The sequence below is a fragment of the Thermoactinomyces intermedius genome (assembly GCF_013912365.1).
GTDB classification, from domain to species: domain Bacteria; phylum Bacillota; class Bacilli; order Thermoactinomycetales; family Thermoactinomycetaceae; genus Thermoactinomyces; species Thermoactinomyces intermedius.
The window spans coordinates 23,625-41,050 of record NZ_JACETT010000022.1 but is presented as its reverse complement, the minus strand read 5'-3'; the positions used below and the strand labels follow the sequence as shown (position 1 = coordinate 41,050).

Genomic DNA, 17,426 nt, shown 5'->3' with positions numbered 1-17,426 from the left:
TTTTTAATCAGAATAACCACCGTCGTCGGGACCGCTGTCATCGTTCTTCCCCAGCTGGATCAAATCGCCATGGGACTCATCCCCCGTACGCCAAACGGCTCCATCACGTATGCCTTGGGATTGATCGGCGGCGTTGGCGGATCCATCACCATCGCTTCCTATGGCTATTGGGTGCGGGAAAAAAACTGGTCGGGTCCTCCCTGGATCCCGGTCATGCGCCTGGATACCTGTGTCGCTTACACGCTGACCGCCATCTTCACCCTTTCGCTTTTGATCGTGGGAGCTGAATTTTTATACGGATCGGGCATCGAATTGCAAAACGAAGAAGGATTGATCCACCTTGCCGTCCTTTTGGGCAAAGAATTTGGCACCCCGGTCTATTGGTTGTTCCTGCTTGGTTTTTGGTCTGCGTCATTTACATCGGTCTTAGGGGTGTTTAACGGCGTTCCCTATCTTTTCGCCGACTTGGTTCGCCATTTCAAAAAAGAAGTCCCCGGAACAAAGGAACCCGCTCCTGTTTCTGTGCGGGACCCTTTCTACCGCGGCTTTCTCTTGTGGATGACATTCCCTCCGATGTTGCTCTTGTTTTTGGAAAAACCGGTCGGCCTTGTGATTTTGTACGGAGTTCTCGGCTCCTTGTTCATGCCTTTTATCTCCGTCACTTTGTTGATTTTGTTAAATTCCAAAAAATTGGATCCGGCCTACCGGAACCGTTGGTGGGCCAATGCCGTTCTGATCATCAGCCTGGTCTTGTTTGCCATCCTTGCGGTCAACGAAATCATGGATATGGTCTGACCATCCTTAAAATCATTGTGAAAAGAAAACCCGGTATGAAACCGGGTTTTCTTTATTGTTCATTATACAAATGGCAAGCCACCCAGTGTTTGGGCTCGGCTTCTTTCCATTCCGGAACGGCCTTGGCACAGATGTCCATCGCTTTCGGGCACCGGGTCCGGAACCGGCAGCCGCTGGGAGGATCAATGGGACTGGGGACGTCTCCTTCCAAAATAATGCGTTCCCGTTTTTTGGAAACATCCGGATCCGGAATGGGAACGGCAGAGAGCAGCGCTTCCGTATACGGGTGCAACGGTTTGTCATACAGTTCCTCACTGTCTGCAAGCTCCACCATGCTTCCCAGATACATCACGCCCACACGATCCGAAATATATTTCACCATCGACAAATCATGGGCAATAAACAGATAAGTCAGCCCTTTTTCTTTTTGGAGTTTTCGCATCAAGTTGACGACTTGTGCCTGAATGGAAACGTCCAACGCCGAAATCGGTTCATCGGCGATGATAAACTCGGGATTGACTGCCAAGGCCCGGGCAATTCCGATCCGCTGCCGTTGCCCCCCGCTGAACTCGTGCGGGAAACGGTTGGCATGCTCTTCATTGAGCCCGACCACTTTCAACAGGTCCAAAACCCGTTTTTTCCGTTCTTCCCCTTGAGCCAGCCCGTGGATGTCGATCCCTTCCGCAATGATATCCATGACCGTCATGCGTGGATTGAGCGAAGCATACGGATCCTGGAAAATCATCTGCATTTTCCGGTTAAATTCTTTCAGTTTCTTTCCTTTTAATTGATACACATCGTCCCCGTTAAACGTAACCGAACCTTCCGTCGCATGGTACAGCCGGATCAAGGTGCGGCCAATGGTGGACTTTCCGCAACCGGACTCACCGACCAACCCGAGGGTTTCTCCCCGGTAAACGTCAAAAGTAACCCCGTCCACCGCTTTGACCACTTGACCATTACTGAGCCGGAAATGTTTTTTCAATCCCTTCACCGACAAAATCACATCTTTTTCCGGCCGTATCCCTTGATTTTTATTTTCCTGCTTACTCACTTTTCTCCCCTCCAATCGGTCCTTTCTGGACATTTGGCTTCGGAGCCATGGGATGTTCCAGCCAGCAAGTCACCTGATGCGTGGATGACACCTCGGTAACTTCCGGCATATATTCCTTGCAAACCTTCATCGCATGCTTGCAACGGTCTGCAAACGGGCACCCTTTCGGAGGGGAAATCAAATCGGGAGGGGAGCCCGGAATCGGAAGCAATTCCTGCTCATGCGACAAGTCCAGCCGTGGCATGGAATCCATCAACCCCCAGGTGTACGGATGGCGGGGGTGATAAAACACTTCTTCCAAAGTGCCGGATTCCACCACTTGTCCCGCATACATCACCACGACCCGGTCGGCAATGTCGGCCACCACCCCGAGATCGTGGGTGATCAAAATAATGGAGCTTCCTGTTTTCCGTTGCAATTCTTTCATCAACTCAATGATTTGCGCCTGAATGGTTACGTCCAAAGCCGTTGTCGGTTCATCCGCAATCAGCAGTTTGGGCTGACAAGCCAGGGCAATCGCAATCATGGCCCGTTGCCGCATGCCTCCGGAAAATTGGTGGGGATACTGCTTGATCCGGGATTCCGGGCTGGGAATTCCGACCAATCTCAACATTTCCACCGCTTTTTCTCTGGCTTCCGACGCACTCAGATTCTGGTGTTTCATCAACCCTTCCGTGATTTGCCGTCCCACCGTCATGGTCGGGTTGAGAGAAGTCATGGGATCTTGGAAAATCATGGCGATTTCGGCCCCGCGAACCTTTTCCATCTCTTTGTCGCTGAGTTTTGTCAAATCTTTTCCTTCAAAAAGGATTTCTCCTTCTTTGATGATGCCCGGGGGTTGGGGAATCAAGCGCATAATGGTTTGCGAGGTCACGCTTTTCCCGCATCCCGATTCTCCCACAACAGCCACGGTTTCCCCTTTGTTGACGTGAAAGCTCACACCTCTTACCGCTTTCACTTCGCCGTTATACGTTTTAAATGAAACATGCAAGTCTTTCACATCGAGTAATTTCTCCATACTGATTCCCCCCTTTATTTGCGCATTCTTGGATCAAGTGCATCCCTCAAGCCGTCTCCCAAAAGGTTGAACGCGAGCATGATCAAACAGAGAATCGTTGCCGGATAAAACACTTGATACGGAAAAATCTGCAAATATCTGGCGCCGTCATTTACAAGTGATCCAAGGCTTGCCAGCGGCGGACGGATCCCCAGGCCGATAAAGCTCAAAAATGCTTCAAAGAAAATGGCTGAAGGAATGGCAAACGTCACCGCAATAATAATCGGCCCCATCACATTGGGGATCAAATGTTTGAGCAAAATGCGCCGGTGTCCGGCCCCCAACGTACGGGCCGCCAACACGTATTCCTGGGATTTCAGTTTCAGGATCTGTGCACGAACCACCCTGGCCATCGGCACCCATCCCGTGACTGACAACGCCAACGCAATGGGGATAATCCCCGGTTCAAAGATCAGAAGCATCAAAATAATGATGATCAGGTTGGGAATGGAATATAAAATCTCCACCACCCGCTGCAAGATCATGTCCACCCGGCCGCCGAAATATCCGGAAACACTTCCGACGGTCACACCGATGCAAAGATCAAACAAAGCAGCCAAAAAAGCGATTTGCAAGGAAACCTGGGCCCCGTACCATGTCCGTTGCCACAAGTCACGGCCAAAATTGTCGGTTCCGAAATAATGGTCGGCAAACGGTTCCTTGTTTTGAGCAGAGTAATCCTGTGTCCGGTAATCATAATCATTCATCATGGGACCGGCAAAAGCGAAAAATCCAATAACCAAAATAATGACAAGGCCGATCATCGCTCCCCAGTTGGAACGAAAACGGCGTGCCGCATCTTTCCAAAAACCGACCCGCTCCCGGGTGAGCTGCTCCCCGCCTGATTCATCGGCTCCAATCGGCTCAAACATTTCCGGTGTGATCTCGTTGATTGTTTTCTCACTCATCGCTGATTCACTCCTTTGCACCCGTTAGTCGAATCCGGGGATCGATGACTCCGTATAAGATATCGACAAGAAAGATGGTGGCAAGAATCAAAATGGAGTAAAAAATGGTAACCCCCATAATCAAGGTATAATCATTGACCTGGATCGACTGAACGAAGAATTCCCCGATTCCGGGTACGGCAAAGATGGTTTCCACAATCAACGAACCGGTAATAATATTCACCGCCAAAGGTCCCAACACGGTAATCGCAGGAATGAGCGCATTACGCAAAGCATGGCGGAAAACGATGGCCTGTCTTCCCAATCCTTTGGCTTTGGCCGTTTTCATATAATCCTGATCCATCACTTCCACCATTTCGGTCCTCACATAACGGGAAATCTGTGCAATGACGGTGAAAGAAAGAGCCAATGACGGCAAAATGGTATGCTCATAAGTTCCCCACAACCCCGCCGGAAGTATTTGCCATTTCACGCCAACCCAATAGGATAAAAGAGCCGCCAGAACGAAGCTTGGGATTGATATTCCCCCGACGGCAATCACTGTGGCCACATTATCCAACCAACCTCCGCGCCGGAGCGCCGCACCCACTCCGAGTAACAGTCCGACCAAAACTCCGAAAACCAGTGCCTGCGCCCCGATAAAAGCAGACGCTTCAAATCCTTCCAACAACATTTCAGTCACGGAGCGGCCGTCATACGATAAGGACTGACCAAAATCCCCCTGCACCAAACGCTTCATAAAGTTTACATACTGCACCGGGAGCGGATCCTTCAGGCCATAGGTTTCCATGATTTGATCCCGGATCAATGGAGGCAATTTTTCTTCATTTTTCAACGGAGTTCCCGGCAAAGAGTGCATCAAAAAGAAAGTAGCCGTGACAATAATCCAAAGCGTAAGCACCATATAACCCAACCGGCTCAGAATATATCGCAGCATACCGCTTCACTTCCTTTCCTTCTTGATTCAGCATGGATGAAGGTATATGTCAAACAGGTGACATATACCTTCTCCCGGCAAAACTCGGATCTTATTTTCCGGTATCCACCGATGCCCATTTCAAAGTGTATTCCGGACCAATCGGGCTCCAGTACCAGTCCTTAATAAATGGTTTTTTCACAGCTTTTTGCGTGCGATAATAAAGCGGAACAATGGCTTGTTCGCTAATCAGCAATTCTTCGGCTTTTTGCATTTCTTCAAAACGTTGTTTGAAGTTTCCGTTTTCTTTTGCCTTTTTAATCAACTGATCGTATTCCGGATTGTTGTACTTCCCGCGGTTAAAGGAGTTGTCGCTGGTAAAGAGGTCGAGGAAAGTCATCGGGTCGTTGTAATCGGGTCCCCATCCGGAATATAACAAATCAAACCGTTGGTTTTTCCCTCTTTCCAGACGCTCTTTAAACGGCACCGAGGTGATTTGTACATTCGCTCCCAAATTGACACGCAATTGTTCTTGAATAAATTGCATTTCTTGCTTGGCCGTCGTTACATCATCTCCAACCAATTCGATGGACGGTGCTTGGGACAATCCCAACTCTTTCAATCCTTCTTGCCATAACTGTTTGGCTTTGTTCGGATCATACTGCGGGTCCATTTTCACCAAATCACGGTATTTTTTGTTGTCATCCACACCGCTGGCTTTGATAAACGGCGGAACCAGAGCACCGGATGGAACCGATCCGGTTTTGGATATATTCTCCACTAATGTTTTGCGGTCAATTGCCAAACTGATCGCTTTTCTGATTTTTTCATTTTTAAAGAAATCTTTGGTTTGGTTCATTTCCAGATACCAGCTGGAACCATCGTCAATGTTAAAAGTGTTGGGATCGTTTTTAAAAGCGTCTATAAATTCCGAAGACAGGTACGTAAAATCCAATTTTCCCGTGTTATAAAGGTTGACTTGTGTCGCATTATCCTTTACAATCTGCCAGTTGATTTCTTCCAATTTGACAACCCCGCTGTCCCAATACTCGGGGTTCTTTTTCATTTGGAAGCTTTGGTTGTGTTTCCAATCGGAAAGAACGAACGGTCCGTTGTAAACCAACGCATCGGCTTCCAAAGCATATTTATTTCCGAACTTTTCAACAATATCCTGACGCTGCGGCAAGAAAGTCGCAAAACACAAGATGTCTTTAAAGTAGGGAATCGGACGCTCCAAAACCACTTCCAACGTTTTGTCATCCAAAGCCTTTACTCCCACATCGTCAGCTGATCCTTTTCCGGTATTGTAAGCTTCAGCTCCTTTCAAGGGATAGAGGAAATAGGCATATTCGGATGCCGTTTTGGGATCCAGCGCCCGCTTCCATGCATATTCGAAGTCATGGGCCGTCACCGGCTTTCCATCACTCCATTTGGCATCACGCAATGTAAAAGTCCATTTTAAATTGTCCTCGCTCACTTCCGGCTCCTTGGCTGCCATCCCGAGAACCGGTTTGCTGTCTTTATCCAAACGATAAAGCCCTTCCATGGTGTTTCCCAAAATCATGAAAGACACCACATCCGTCGATTTGGCACTGTCCAAGTTTGGCGGTTCTTGTCTTTCAACCAAGTTCAACACCTGACTGTTTTTGGTCTCGGTCCCCCCGCCAAAACAAGCCGTCAACACCATCGCTGAAGCCAAAACCAATGACAGCATGGAAAATAATTTGATTCTCCGCCTCAAAACGTCTGCCCCCTTTTTTAAAATAAGGTATATAGTTTAGACCAAAAAATGGTCATAAACCCTGAATGGAAAAAGATTGGTGGTTCCCTCCCGCCCAATAATCTGAAAATAAATAATTCATCTGTTATTTTAAGGCAAGATGAGCGGTTCACCAAGAAAATCGAACGAGAAGTCAACTCAAATTTCTAACAATTTTTTATTCTAATTTTATCAAATTTTAGGCGTTATTTATATTTAACTCATATTTCAATGATTTGTAAAGGGGTTTATCTTTTGTTATATTAAATAAAAGTCTACAATAAAGAAATATCCTTTTTTCGCTTTTGAAAACAAGCTGCACAAAAAAGCTCAAGCCCTTGTCAAAAGAGGCTTGAGCTTTTCATCATTCTTCTTTTTTCTCCACAATATATGCCCATTTCAAACTGTATTCCGGACCAAACGGATGGCGGTACAAGTCTTTGACATAAGACTTTTGCACAAACGCTTTAGAGTAGTAAATCAATGGCACAAAACCGGCACTCCCCTGATCATCCACTCCGGAGAGGACCGCTTCGGCCTGTTTTAACAACTCAAACTGCGCTTTCGGGTCGGAAGTTTGCCTTGCCTGATCCATCAACTGGTCAAATTTGGGGTTTTTGTAATGGGAGAAGTTCATTTCATTGTCCGACTCCCAAATTTCAAAGAAATTGAACGGATCATTGTAATCGGCCACCCAACCCAGCATGGCCATGTCAAAGTTTCCGTTTTTCACTTTGTTGACATGGGTTTTCCAAGTCGGGGAATCCAGCTTGATCTCCAAATTCAGCTTTTTCCGCAATTGCTCTTTGATGTTGATCGCCACATCCCTCAGCGGGGTTGCGTCATAACTGACCATCACGATATCCTTGGGCGGTTCGGACATTCCCAACTCCCTTAAACCTTCCTGAAACAAGGCTTGGGCACGGGCAACATCGGTTTTGACGTAGGATCCTGAAAGTTCACGGAAGTTTTTGCCGCCCACCCCGCTGATCGATGAAGGAATCAAAGCATCCGCCGGTTTGGATCCGCCTTTCATGATATCATTGGCAATGGTTCCCCGGTCGATCGCCAGATTGATTGCCTTCCTGATTTTTTCATTTTTAAAAAAAGGATCGTCATGATTGAACAGAATATAATAGTTTCTTGCTCTTTCCGCTTCCACGTATTCTTCTGTATTTTTAAAGGCATCCACAAACGCCTGGTTCAGTGTGGCGGTGTCAATTTGCCCGGAGTTGTACAGATTGATTCCCGTTGCCAAATCCTTCACCACGTTAATTTCAACGGTTTCCAATTTCACCCCGTTTTTATCCCAGTAATTTTCGTTTTTCTCCAACAACACTTTTTGCGGTGTCCAACTGACGACTTTAAATGGTCCGTTATAAATGGTTTCTTCCGCGGATGTACCGTATTTATCCCCAAACTTTTCAACCACATCTTTTCGTTGCGGCATGAAGGCGATCATGGTCGTACGTTGAATAAAGTTCAACGTCGGCTTTTCCAATTGCACTTCCAGGGTGTGATCATCCACCGCCTTGATTCCGACAGCCGACGCATCCACTTGCCCCTGGTTATACTGTTTGGCATTTTTAATCGGGAAAAAGACATAGGCATACCCGGAATCGCTTTGAGGATTGAGCACCCGTTTCCATGCATACTCGAAATCGCGCGCCGTCACGGGTTCGCCGTCACTCCATTTGGCGTCTTCCCGCAGTTTGAAGGTATACTTGGTTTTGTCCGGGCTGATTTCATATTCATACGCAATCCCGTATTCCGGTTGCTTTTCCCTTCCCAATCGCATCAAGCCCTCATTCACATTATTCAGGACATTAAACGTGATCGCATCATTGGCCTTGACCGTGTCCAGTGTCGTGATGCCGCCTTCTTCGGCAATCCTCAGCACCTGCTTGTCACTCAATTTCGTATTGGAACCACTGTTTGCTTGAAAACCGCACCCGCTCAATACTAAACTGAAAGAGGATGCGATTGCCAACAATACTTTCCCTGTCTTGAGCATGACTCCCCCTCCCTGCAGTCGAACCTTGGATACTTTCTTTTCTGACAATTCCCCTTCAGATCGTGATCTGGACCAGGTTAACTTGTAACATTATAAATGAATTGCTAGCTTTAGAAAAGACTATATGGATATTGTCCAAAATAAACCATATTTCCATGTCAGATCTTAAACGGAGGAACGCCATGATGATGCGAAAGAAACGTGTTTGGTCCGTCATTTTCATCACGCTGGTCCTGTTTTTGTTTCTCGGCTTCATTTCCAAAGGAAACGTGCTTGCCTTTATCGATCAATCCTTTTTGACCGGATTGTTCTTTTTGATCCTTGCCGCCGGCATTTTTGTCGTCCAAGGCGGTTTCTTTTCCGTCTTTTTGCGCACTTTTAAAAAATTTAACAAACTCCCCGGACAGAAGCGGGACGATGAAGACGAAGATGATTCCCCCTTGGCCAAAGAGGAGCGGAGGGCTTTTTACAAAAACCTGCAATTCGTTTGTCTGAACGTTGGAATCATCCTCATTTTGGCATCGCTTCTTTTCCTCTTTTTTCAATAATCATTTCCAATCCCAAATAAAAAAGGCTGTTGAACATCAACAGCCTTTTTTTTCGCCGGATTTTTCCCACCGGATCCATCCGTTTTCTTCCACCATTTGCAAAAACGTCGCCAATCTGGGCAATACCGGTTCAGCCTTTTCCCCGAATGCCGCCTCCAGCTTTTTCTGAATTTCATCCACGGTATGGCGCCCGTCACACAGCCGGATCACAAAGCTTCCCAACTCATCCAGTTTCACCTTGATGGTTTCCGGCTGTTTCAAAAAACGGATGGAAAAGCGTTCGATCCAGCTGGTCCGGGGGATCACCACACAAACCAGCTCCTCATCTTCCCTTGCCGGTTGCAGGGAAAGATGCGGCTTTAAACACGGGATTAATTCCAGCAGATTTTCTTTTTTCTTCTTCATCATTTGGAAGAAGAAGATCCTTTCGCATTTTTGTTGGCAAATTTCACTGCAACAAATCCCAACAAGGCGACCAATGCAAGGAAGAGCACCAATGGCAAGAGCTGGCTATCCACTTTAAACGGAGCTTCCGGATCAATGATGCCCGGCACAATGAGCAAGGCAACGACAACGCTGAGCAGCGCTTCCCCGGCAATCAAACCGGAAGCAAAGAGCGTTCCTGCTTCTTCCCGGCCTTGCTTTTCAGCTTCGCTTTTGCTGAACCGGGTCGTAAGCCAGCGGACAATGCCTCCGACCATGATCGGCGCACTGATGGAAATCGGCAGATAAAATCCGACGGCCACCGTCAAGGAATTGATTCCCAAAAATTCAATCGTAATCGCCATTGCCGCCCCCATCATGATGAGTTCCCACGGCAAGTTTCCTTGCATCAGGCCCTCCACGATGATCTTCATTAACATGGGTTTGGGAGCCGGCAAGGCTTCGCTTCCGATTTCATAAGCCTGATCAAAGAGGTACAAAACGTATCCGATCAACAAACCGCTGGCCAGCACCCCGATCATCATGGCGATTTGTTGTTTCCACGGAGTCGCTCCCACCAGATAACCGGTTTTTAAGTCTTGGGAAATATCCCCCGCAACGGCAATAGCCACACAAACGATGGCAGCGGTGGTCAGAGAAACAATCATTCCCGTTTGACCGGTCAGGCCGATCGCCTTAAAAATCAAGGTGGTGATCAGCAAGGTGGCAATGGTCATGCCGGACACAGGCATGGATGAACTTCCGACAATCCCGACAATCCGGGAAGCAACCGCCACAAACAAGAACCCAAACAAAGTGATGCAAATCGCACCGACGATGCCGACTTCCGTTACCGGCACAAAGGCAATGATCAATATCAACAAAATCGAACCGCCCAAAATATAATGCATCGGCAGATCCTTGTCGGTTCTTTCGATTTGCAAGGCCGCATTGCGGTCATGCTTCAACAAACCTTGCAGCGTATCGCGCACGGAAGTGTACAACATGGGCAACGTCTTCACCAACGTGATCAAACCGCCCATGGCCACCGCACCGGCCCCGATGTATGTGATGTAACTGGAATAGATCGCAGAAGCATCCATTTTTCCCACGGGATCTTCCGACGGGAAAAAGACCGCAGGACTCCCTTGGGTAAAAAAGGAGATCATCGGAATGAAAACAACGGAAGCCAGAAGCCCTCCGGCAATCATTTGTCCCGCGATGCGCGGACCAATGATGTATCCCACCCCGAGCAAGGCAGGCATGGTGCTCATGCTGAGCACAGCATTTTTATAACCGATGATTTGTGCTTCCACTGAAGTTTTAAACCACCGCAAACCGTCTCCCAACGCTTTGAACAAGCCGCCGACAATAAACCCGGACAAAATCAGTTTGGCATTGGTTCCGCCGGTTTCGCCCGATTTCAAAACCTCTGCACATGCGGTTCCTTCCGGATACGGCAGCACTTCATGCTCGTTGACGATCAACAAACGGCGCAAAGGAACCATCATCAAAACGCCAAGCATCCCACCGGTCACAACGATAAAAGCAATCATGACATGGCTTGGACTCAAATCCCACAAGTAAAGAGCCGGCAGGGTAAAAATCGCACCGGCCGCCACTGCTTCCCCGGCCGTGGTCATCGTTTGCACAATATTGTTTTCCAATATGGATTTTCTGCGGAACAATCCGCGCAAGATGGCCATTGAAATCACAGCCGCAGGAATGGAAGCGGAAACCGTCAATCCAATTTTCAGCCCCAAATAAGCGTTGGCCGCGCCAAAAACAATGGCCAGCAAAATTCCGAGAATCATTGCCACAACCGTTAATTCCGGCAATGACTTGGATGCTGGAATATAAGGGACAAACTTTTGTTTGTTTTTTGACACTTTTTTCACCGCCTTTGATGTATATCATTTGACAATTTAAGTAAAATGGCATGACCTAGTTCATCATAACATGGAAACCGAAATTTATTAAATGTTTTTTATTAAAAAAGAAAATTATCACTGTTACATCAACTGCCCATCGTCCGCCCACTCCTATCCACTCTGAAAACAATGGCATTTATCCACTTTGTTATTTTTTGAAAAAATTAAATTTATTAAATATTTTATATTATCCCGGCAATGAAGGCGGATACCAGCAAAACAAAGATTGTGATAGCATAAAGATAAATCTTCTGTTAAAGCCTTTTCATTTAGTATGGATGGGAAGTGAAAAGATGTCTTTGGATCCTCAAATCATCCGTGAACTTGAACAAATCGTGGGGCAACCATACTGCCGGACGGATCAAGAGGCCCGTCTCACCCATTCCTATGACGCCACTCCGCTGTTTCAAGCCTTCCCCCATGCCGTTGTTTATCCGAAAAGCACAGAAGAAGTCCAAGCCGTCATGAAAGTGGCAAACCGATACCGAATCCCCGTCATTTCCCGCGGTTCCGGAACGAATCTCAGCGCTTCCGCCGTACCGGTAAATGGCGGCATTGTCATGGTTTTCAACCGAATGAACCGTATCCTGGAAATCGACACCCGAAACTTAACGGCCACGGTGCAGCCCGGCGTGATCACCCGGGATTTGCATGAAGCCGTTTCAGCCCACTCGCTTTTTTATCCGCCGGATCCCGGAAGCATGTCCATTTCCACCATTGGCGGAAACATTGCCCAGGGTGCCGGCGGATTGAGAGGATTAAAATACGGGACCACCAAAGATTACGTGCTCGGCCTTGAAGCCGTACTCGCCAACGGGGAAGTCATCCGGACGGGAGGAAAATTGGCCAAAGATGTTTCCGGCTATGATGTCACCAAACTTTTGGTCGGCTCCGAAGGAACTCTTGCCATTATCACCGAGGCAACGTTGAAACTCCTTCCCCAACCGGTTTTCCAACAAACCATGGTCGCTTATTTCCCGGAGCTGGATTTGGCTGCGGAAGCCGTTTCCGACATCATTTCCTCCCGGATCATTCCATGCACGTTGGAATTTATGGATCAAGGGACAATGGAAGTGGTGGAAGCTTTCACAAACATCGGGCTGCCGACGGATCAAAAAGCCATGCTGATTCTGGAGCAGGACGGCCCGCAGGAAGTGGTGGAACGGGATCTGGAGCAAATGGCTGAGATCTGCCGCCGGCTTCAAGCCACCAAGATCGACATCGCCCGTACACAAAAAGAAAGGGGATCGCTGTTGGAAGCACGCCGGACGGCCCTTTCCGCCCTGGCCCGGTCCACCCCCACCACCATTTTGGAGGATGCCACCGTTCCGCGCGCTTCGATTCCGGAGATGGTTCGCAAAATTAGCGAGATATCGAAAAAATACAATATACGCATTTGTACGTTCGGCCATGCAGGAGACGGCAACCTGCACCCGACATGCATGACGGATGCCCGCAACAAAGAAGAAATCCGGCGGGTCCATAAAGCATTTGACGAAATTTTTGAAACGGCTTTGAAACTGGGGGGCACCATCACCGGGGAGCACGGGGTCGGACTGGCCAAAGCCCCTTACATGGAAAAACAGTGGGGAAAAGCAGGCATGGAGCTGTTAAAACGCATCAAAGAGGCATTTGATCCTCACCATCTCCTGAATCCGGGGAAAATTTTGCGGCCATCCGAGGAGGAATGATCATGGACAAATGGAACGATTCGCTTGCCAAACAGTTGCAAAACACGTTGGATGAAGACCAACTGACCCAATGCATGCGTTGCGGCTTTTGCCTCCCGGCTTGCCCCACTTACCGGGAAACCGGTTTTGAAGGCGCTTCTCCCCGGGGAAGAATCGCATTGATGAAAGCGGTTTATGACGGTCAAATCAAGCCGGACCAAAACTTCATCAACCAAATCGACCTTTGTCTGGGTTGCCGTGCCTGCGAACCGGCCTGCCCCGCCGGGGTCCCCTACGGGCAACTGTTGGAACACACGCGCGCGGCCATCCGTATGGAACGGCCGGCCGGCAAAAAAATCCGCATCCTGCAACACATTTTATTGCGGGAAGTGATTTCGCATCCCCGCCGCTTAAAAGCATTGGGTTCCCTGCTCCGTCTGTATCAGCGGTCCGGAATGTCCCAATGGATCCACAAGGTGCCTCTTTACCGCCTGTTGCCGGAGCCGGTCCGGGAAATGGAACAGATCCTGCCGGACGTGGAATCCCCCGAAGTTTCCCCCGGGATCCGGGTGTACCCATCTTCCGGTAAAAAAGCCGGGCGGGTCGGTCTGTTTCAAGGTTGCGTCATGGATGTCCTCTTCAACCGGACCCATCGTAACACCATCCGGTTGTTGACATCGGCGGGTTATGAAGTCGTTGTTCCCGGCGGCCAAAATTGTTGCGGCGCTTTGCATGCCCATGCCGGGGACCGGGAGCAAGCCGTCCGGCTGGCCAAACAAAATATCCGGGCTTTTGCAGATGCGAAGGTGGATTTCATCTGCTCCAATGCAGGCGGATGCGGGGCCATGCTTGCCGAGTATGCAGAGCTTTTCAAAGAACCCAAGTGGCGCGAAAAAGCCCTCGAATTCCAACGCAAAGTGAAAGATGTCAGCGAACTGATTCTGGAACAAGCGGAGTCCGGCTCCATCTCCTTCTCCTCCGACCGGCACCAACGGATCACTTATCAGGATTCCTGCCATTTAATCAACGGCATGCGGGTCTTTGCGCCGAGAACGTTGTTAAAGCAAGTCAAAAACACCACGTTTGTCGAATTGAAAGAAGCCAACCGGTGTTGCGGGTCTGCCGGCATCTACAATTTATTGCAACCGGAAATGGCCAACCGTTTGTTGGACGAAAAAATGAATCATGTTGAAAACACGCAGGCGGATCTGTTGATCACCAGCAATCCGGGATGTTTTCTGCAAATGGCATTGGGAGTGAAAAGAGCCGGATTGCAAAATCAAATCAAAGTCATGCACCTCGTTGACTTTCTGGCCTCCACCCTGGAACCCGGCGCGAAGAAGCAAGAACATCCATCTTGATCGCTTGCGAATAAAATTCTATGATTTGAATGAAAGTATTCGATCAGGTAAAAACACCTCTTAAACGATTTTATTGCCGCACGATAATCGTTGGGAGATTTGAACGGAAGGATCACCGGGGGTAAAAAGCCCGGTTGTTCTTTTCTTGTACGCGGAAAGGATGATCCAAATGAAGTCATGGAACGAATTTTTCAAACCGGAGCAAACGATCACCATCCAGGGGATCGCAAAATATTTTCAGCACGTGATCCAAGAACAATGGGAAGTGATTTTGAAGGAACATCGCGAAGAGCTGAACCGGAAATTTTATGAAATCGGGGAACCGGTGTACGGAGTGTATTTGGGCAAAGTGTTAATCCCCGTGTTTCATGAACTCTCGGAAGCCGGCTTTGTCACCAAACCGGGCTTTATCCTCCCCAACTCCATCGAACACTGGGGTCCGCCGGAAGAGCGGGAAAGATGCATGTGGTGTGTGGTGAAGGATCAAACCGGAACCCCATTGGGAACCTTGGTCCTCCGCGTGTTCCACTCCCATGTCCGGTTTAACGTTCCACACGCTCCGGATGTGTTCAGTCTGGAGGTAACAGAAAGAGAAGCGATCCTGAATGCCATCAGCAACGCTTCGATCCGCCTGAACCAAAAATACCGCGGGGTCTGGCAAGAGCAAAGAACCGACGGCTGGGAATACAGTGTGGAAACCGGCCTCGGCGATTACCTGAATGCCGGGCGCGGGGAAGTGGAGGTATCCTATCTGGACCATGCCCTCGCCGCCTGGGGAAGAAACGGCTGGGAACTGGTGTCTGTTGTTCCCCACGGAAATCGTTTGGTCGCTTTCTTCAAACGTCCGGTTCAAAAGAATGGCTGACTGGTCAAAACGGGTCATCATTGGAATCGAGTCCAATGGATGACCCGTTTTGGCTTGAATACTTGTTTGGATTGCTCAGGAGTACGGATCATTGAAAAATGAATCCTCTTCCCAACCGTTGTCATTTTCCCGGAAACGATCCCCTCCTTCCGGCAACGGATCCTCTTTTTTATGAATCCATTCAATTTCCGGAATAGATGCGTGAAAATGGTTACGCACCAATTGTGCATAGCACTTCAGCAAATTCGTCTTTTTTTGTTCGGTTAAAATGGCCTGATGTACCAACCGGACGGTGAAATCCCCCGGTTTTTTATCATTCAGATAAACATTCCTCAGATGGCGGACCAACTGTCCGGGAAAGAGCAACCGGGCATAAATCAAAGCATAATCGGCGTTGGTCAATTCCGATGCTTCCTGATAACCGCTCAGGATGGTTTTGATCACTTCCGGGCTTTGGGTTCGCCCATAGGCATACAATAACCAGTCGGCGAGATCGGCTGCACGGACATCGGCAACCATTTCATTCCAATCAATGAAGGCAAAATTCCCATCCGGTTGGATCAACAGATTCCGCCGGTGCCAGCGTCCGTGGCTGATGTTCCCGTACTTTGCCGTTTCCAGGGATAACCGGTCAAGTTCCGTTTTCCCCGAGTATTTCAACAAATTTTTCATCAAGCCCAACGAATAATGGGAAACTTTCCGCCAGATTTCATCCAGTTCCGTGGGAACCGATGTCCATCGGGCCGCCAAATGAAAAATTTCCATTTCTTTATACACTTGCAACCACCAATCTCCCCATTTCCCAATCCGGTTCCACTGATCGGGCATTCTCCGGGTTTCAAACCCGGCGGTTGCTAAATGAAAAGAAGCCATTTCCCGGGATAATAGCCGCCACTCCTCCGCCTTGTTCAGCTGCGGTGTCTCTCCTTCCAGCCACGGGAGAAGAACATACGGATAGCGGTAACCATCAAAAGAAATTTTTTTTCGTTTCGTCGGGACCGGCTTTGGCATCGTAAACGACAGCCCTTTCTGCCGCGACAAGAAATCAGCCAGCCGGGCAATCTGTTCCCAGCGGTCTTTTTCCCTCATCCGGACCCGTTTCAATACAAAAAAACCTTGGTCGGTTTCCAGCTTTAACACGCCTCCGACCGGTTCCACCGATACCAAGTCAAGTCCGTAATGATAGCGGATCCAGTCATCCAGCCGTTCTTCCCCGGTTAAAAAGGCCCACTCCTCTTTGTTTTTCAATACAGGCATTGATCCCTCACCTCTCATCCACCATGATATGTGCGGAGGCAAGGGTTGGTTCCCTGTCACGCTTCGCGCTTGGAAGTCGGATGAATGACATCCAACCCGCCCGTCACTTGCAGGATGTTTCCCGTCACAAAATCTGATTTGTCTTCGAGCAAAAATTGGATCAGCCGGGTCACATCTTCCCCCGAACCGGGCCGTCCACGCGGCGTTTCCCCGTCGTCCATCGCTTTGACCTCATCGATCCGCATTTCTTTCCGTTCCTTGACGATATCCCCCGGACAAATCATGTTGACCGTGATTCCAAACGGCGCTTCTTCCACCGCCAACGTTTTGGCAAAGGAAACCAATCCGGTTTTCGCCGCGGCATAGACCGAGCGGTCCGGCCAGGCCGGGGCCTCCATCGCCCTGCCAAATCCAAAAAACAAAATTCTTCCCCACTTTTGCCTGCGCATCACCGGGATCACCGAATGCGCCATCCACATGGCACTTAACAAATTCCCTTCCACCATTTCCTCAATTTCAGCAGGGGTGTGTTCAACAAACCATTTTCGTTCCCGGATAAACGGGCCGACCGCATGAATCAAAGCGTCAATCCGCCCGTACCGTTTGATGGTCTCCGAGACAACCTGACGGGCCGTTTCCCGGCGGCGGAGATCTCCGACACTGATCCCGATCTCCGTCCCCTGGCGGGCCAGTTGTTCCGCCCATTCATCCACTTCTTTTCTCCGGCGCCGGCAATTCACCATTAAAGCCCATTGGTCCTGACTCAAAACAACGGCGGCCATTTTTCCCAAACCACCGGATCCTCCTGTTATCAATGCCACTTTCTTGTGACTCATTCCTGAAGGGTCTCCTTCCTTTATCAAACTCA

General features: G+C 48.9%; 15 protein-coding genes. 5 read left to right on the top strand and 10 right to left on the bottom strand.

The genetic code is table 11. The features are described 5' to 3' along the window. Positions 1-795: Nramp family divalent metal transporter (locus H1R82_RS05935; RefSeq protein WP_181821625.1), on the top strand; the 795-nt coding region annotated here is incomplete at its 5' end. A 52-nt stretch (positions 796-847) separates the two neighbouring features. Here the strand turns inward: H1R82_RS05935 and H1R82_RS05930 are convergent. The 6 genes from H1R82_RS05930 to H1R82_RS05905 form a co-directional block, all read right to left on the bottom strand. After that, positions 848-1,849: an ABC transporter ATP-binding protein gene (locus tag H1R82_RS05930; RefSeq protein WP_309544796.1), complete on the bottom strand. Its 1,002-nt coding sequence runs from the start codon at positions 1,847-1,849 to the stop codon at positions 848-850. Beyond that, a complete protein-coding gene (locus tag H1R82_RS05925) occupies positions 1,842-2,867 on the bottom strand; it encodes an ABC transporter ATP-binding protein (RefSeq protein ID WP_181732285.1) in 1,026 nt (341 codons plus the stop codon). Before H1R82_RS05925 ends, H1R82_RS05930 begins: the two co-directional genes overlap by 8 nt. A gap of 14 nt (positions 2,868-2,881) precedes the next feature. Then, a complete protein-coding gene (locus H1R82_RS05920; RefSeq protein WP_181732284.1) occupies positions 2,882-3,814 on the bottom strand; it encodes an ABC transporter permease in 933 nt (310 codons plus the stop codon). A gap of 7 nt (positions 3,815-3,821) precedes the next feature. After that, on the bottom strand, positions 3,822-4,751 hold the full coding sequence (locus H1R82_RS05915; protein WP_181732283.1) for an ABC transporter permease: 930 nt from the start codon (positions 4,749-4,751) through the stop codon (positions 3,822-3,824). 91 nt (positions 4,752-4,842) lie between these two features. Next, positions 4,843-6,471, bottom strand: a complete 1,629-nt coding sequence (locus tag H1R82_RS05910) for a peptide ABC transporter substrate-binding protein (RefSeq protein ID WP_232333990.1) — start codon at positions 6,469-6,471, stop codon at positions 4,843-4,845. A gap of 382 nt (positions 6,472-6,853) precedes the next feature. Next, positions 6,854-8,503 (bottom strand): peptide ABC transporter substrate-binding protein, encoded by a 1,650-nt coding sequence (locus H1R82_RS05905; RefSeq protein ID WP_181732282.1) that lies wholly within the window; start codon positions 8,501-8,503, stop codon positions 6,854-6,856. Between the two features lie 185 nt (positions 8,504-8,688). Here H1R82_RS05905 and H1R82_RS05900 point away from each other — a divergent pair, with 185 nt between their 5' ends. Beyond that, positions 8,689-9,051, top strand: coding sequence for a DUF3899 domain-containing protein (locus H1R82_RS05900; protein WP_181821623.1), 363 nt, complete (start codon positions 8,689-8,691; stop codon positions 9,049-9,051). A gap of 36 nt (positions 9,052-9,087) precedes the next feature. Here the strand turns inward: H1R82_RS05900 and H1R82_RS05895 are convergent, their stop codons facing one another. Then, entirely contained in the window at positions 9,088-9,459 is a 372-nt protein-coding gene (locus tag H1R82_RS05895; RefSeq protein ID WP_181732280.1) for a PqqD family protein, read from the bottom strand. Then, the gene (locus H1R82_RS05890) at positions 9,456-11,372 is read right to left on the bottom strand and encodes an OPT family oligopeptide transporter (RefSeq protein WP_370527027.1); all 1,917 of its coding nucleotides are present in this window, start codon (positions 11,370-11,372) and stop codon (positions 9,456-9,458) included. The genes H1R82_RS05895 and H1R82_RS05890 overlap by 4 nt, the downstream gene beginning before the upstream one ends. A gap of 326 nt (positions 11,373-11,698) precedes the next feature. Between H1R82_RS05890 and H1R82_RS05885 the strand changes: the two genes are divergently transcribed. From H1R82_RS05885 to H1R82_RS05875, 3 genes are all read left to right on the top strand, one after another. Beyond that, complete coding sequence (locus tag H1R82_RS05885; protein WP_181732278.1) at positions 11,699-13,096, top strand: FAD-binding oxidoreductase; 1,398 nt, start codon at positions 11,699-11,701, stop codon at positions 13,094-13,096. 2 nt (positions 13,097-13,098) lie between these two features. Then, on the top strand, positions 13,099-14,436 hold the full coding sequence (locus H1R82_RS05880; protein ID WP_181732277.1) for a (Fe-S)-binding protein: 1,338 nt from the start codon (positions 13,099-13,101) through the stop codon (positions 14,434-14,436). 169 nt (positions 14,437-14,605) lie between these two features. Beyond that, complete coding sequence (locus tag H1R82_RS05875; protein WP_181732276.1) at positions 14,606-15,301, top strand: DUF6022 family protein; 696 nt, start codon at positions 14,606-14,608, stop codon at positions 15,299-15,301. Between the two features lie 75 nt (positions 15,302-15,376). Here H1R82_RS05875 and H1R82_RS05870 read toward each other — a convergent pair whose 3' ends face one another. Beyond that, a complete protein-coding gene (locus H1R82_RS05870; RefSeq protein ID WP_181732275.1) occupies positions 15,377-16,558 on the bottom strand; it encodes a YutH/CotS family kinase-like spore coat protein in 1,182 nt (393 codons plus the stop codon). 56 nt (positions 16,559-16,614) lie between these two features. Beyond that, positions 16,615-17,394 carry an SDR family oxidoreductase gene (locus tag H1R82_RS05865; RefSeq protein ID WP_181732274.1) on the bottom strand — a complete coding sequence of 260 codons (780 nt, stop codon included), beginning with the start codon at positions 17,392-17,394 and terminating at the stop codon, positions 16,615-16,617. Positions 17,395-17,426 lie beyond the last annotated feature (32 nt).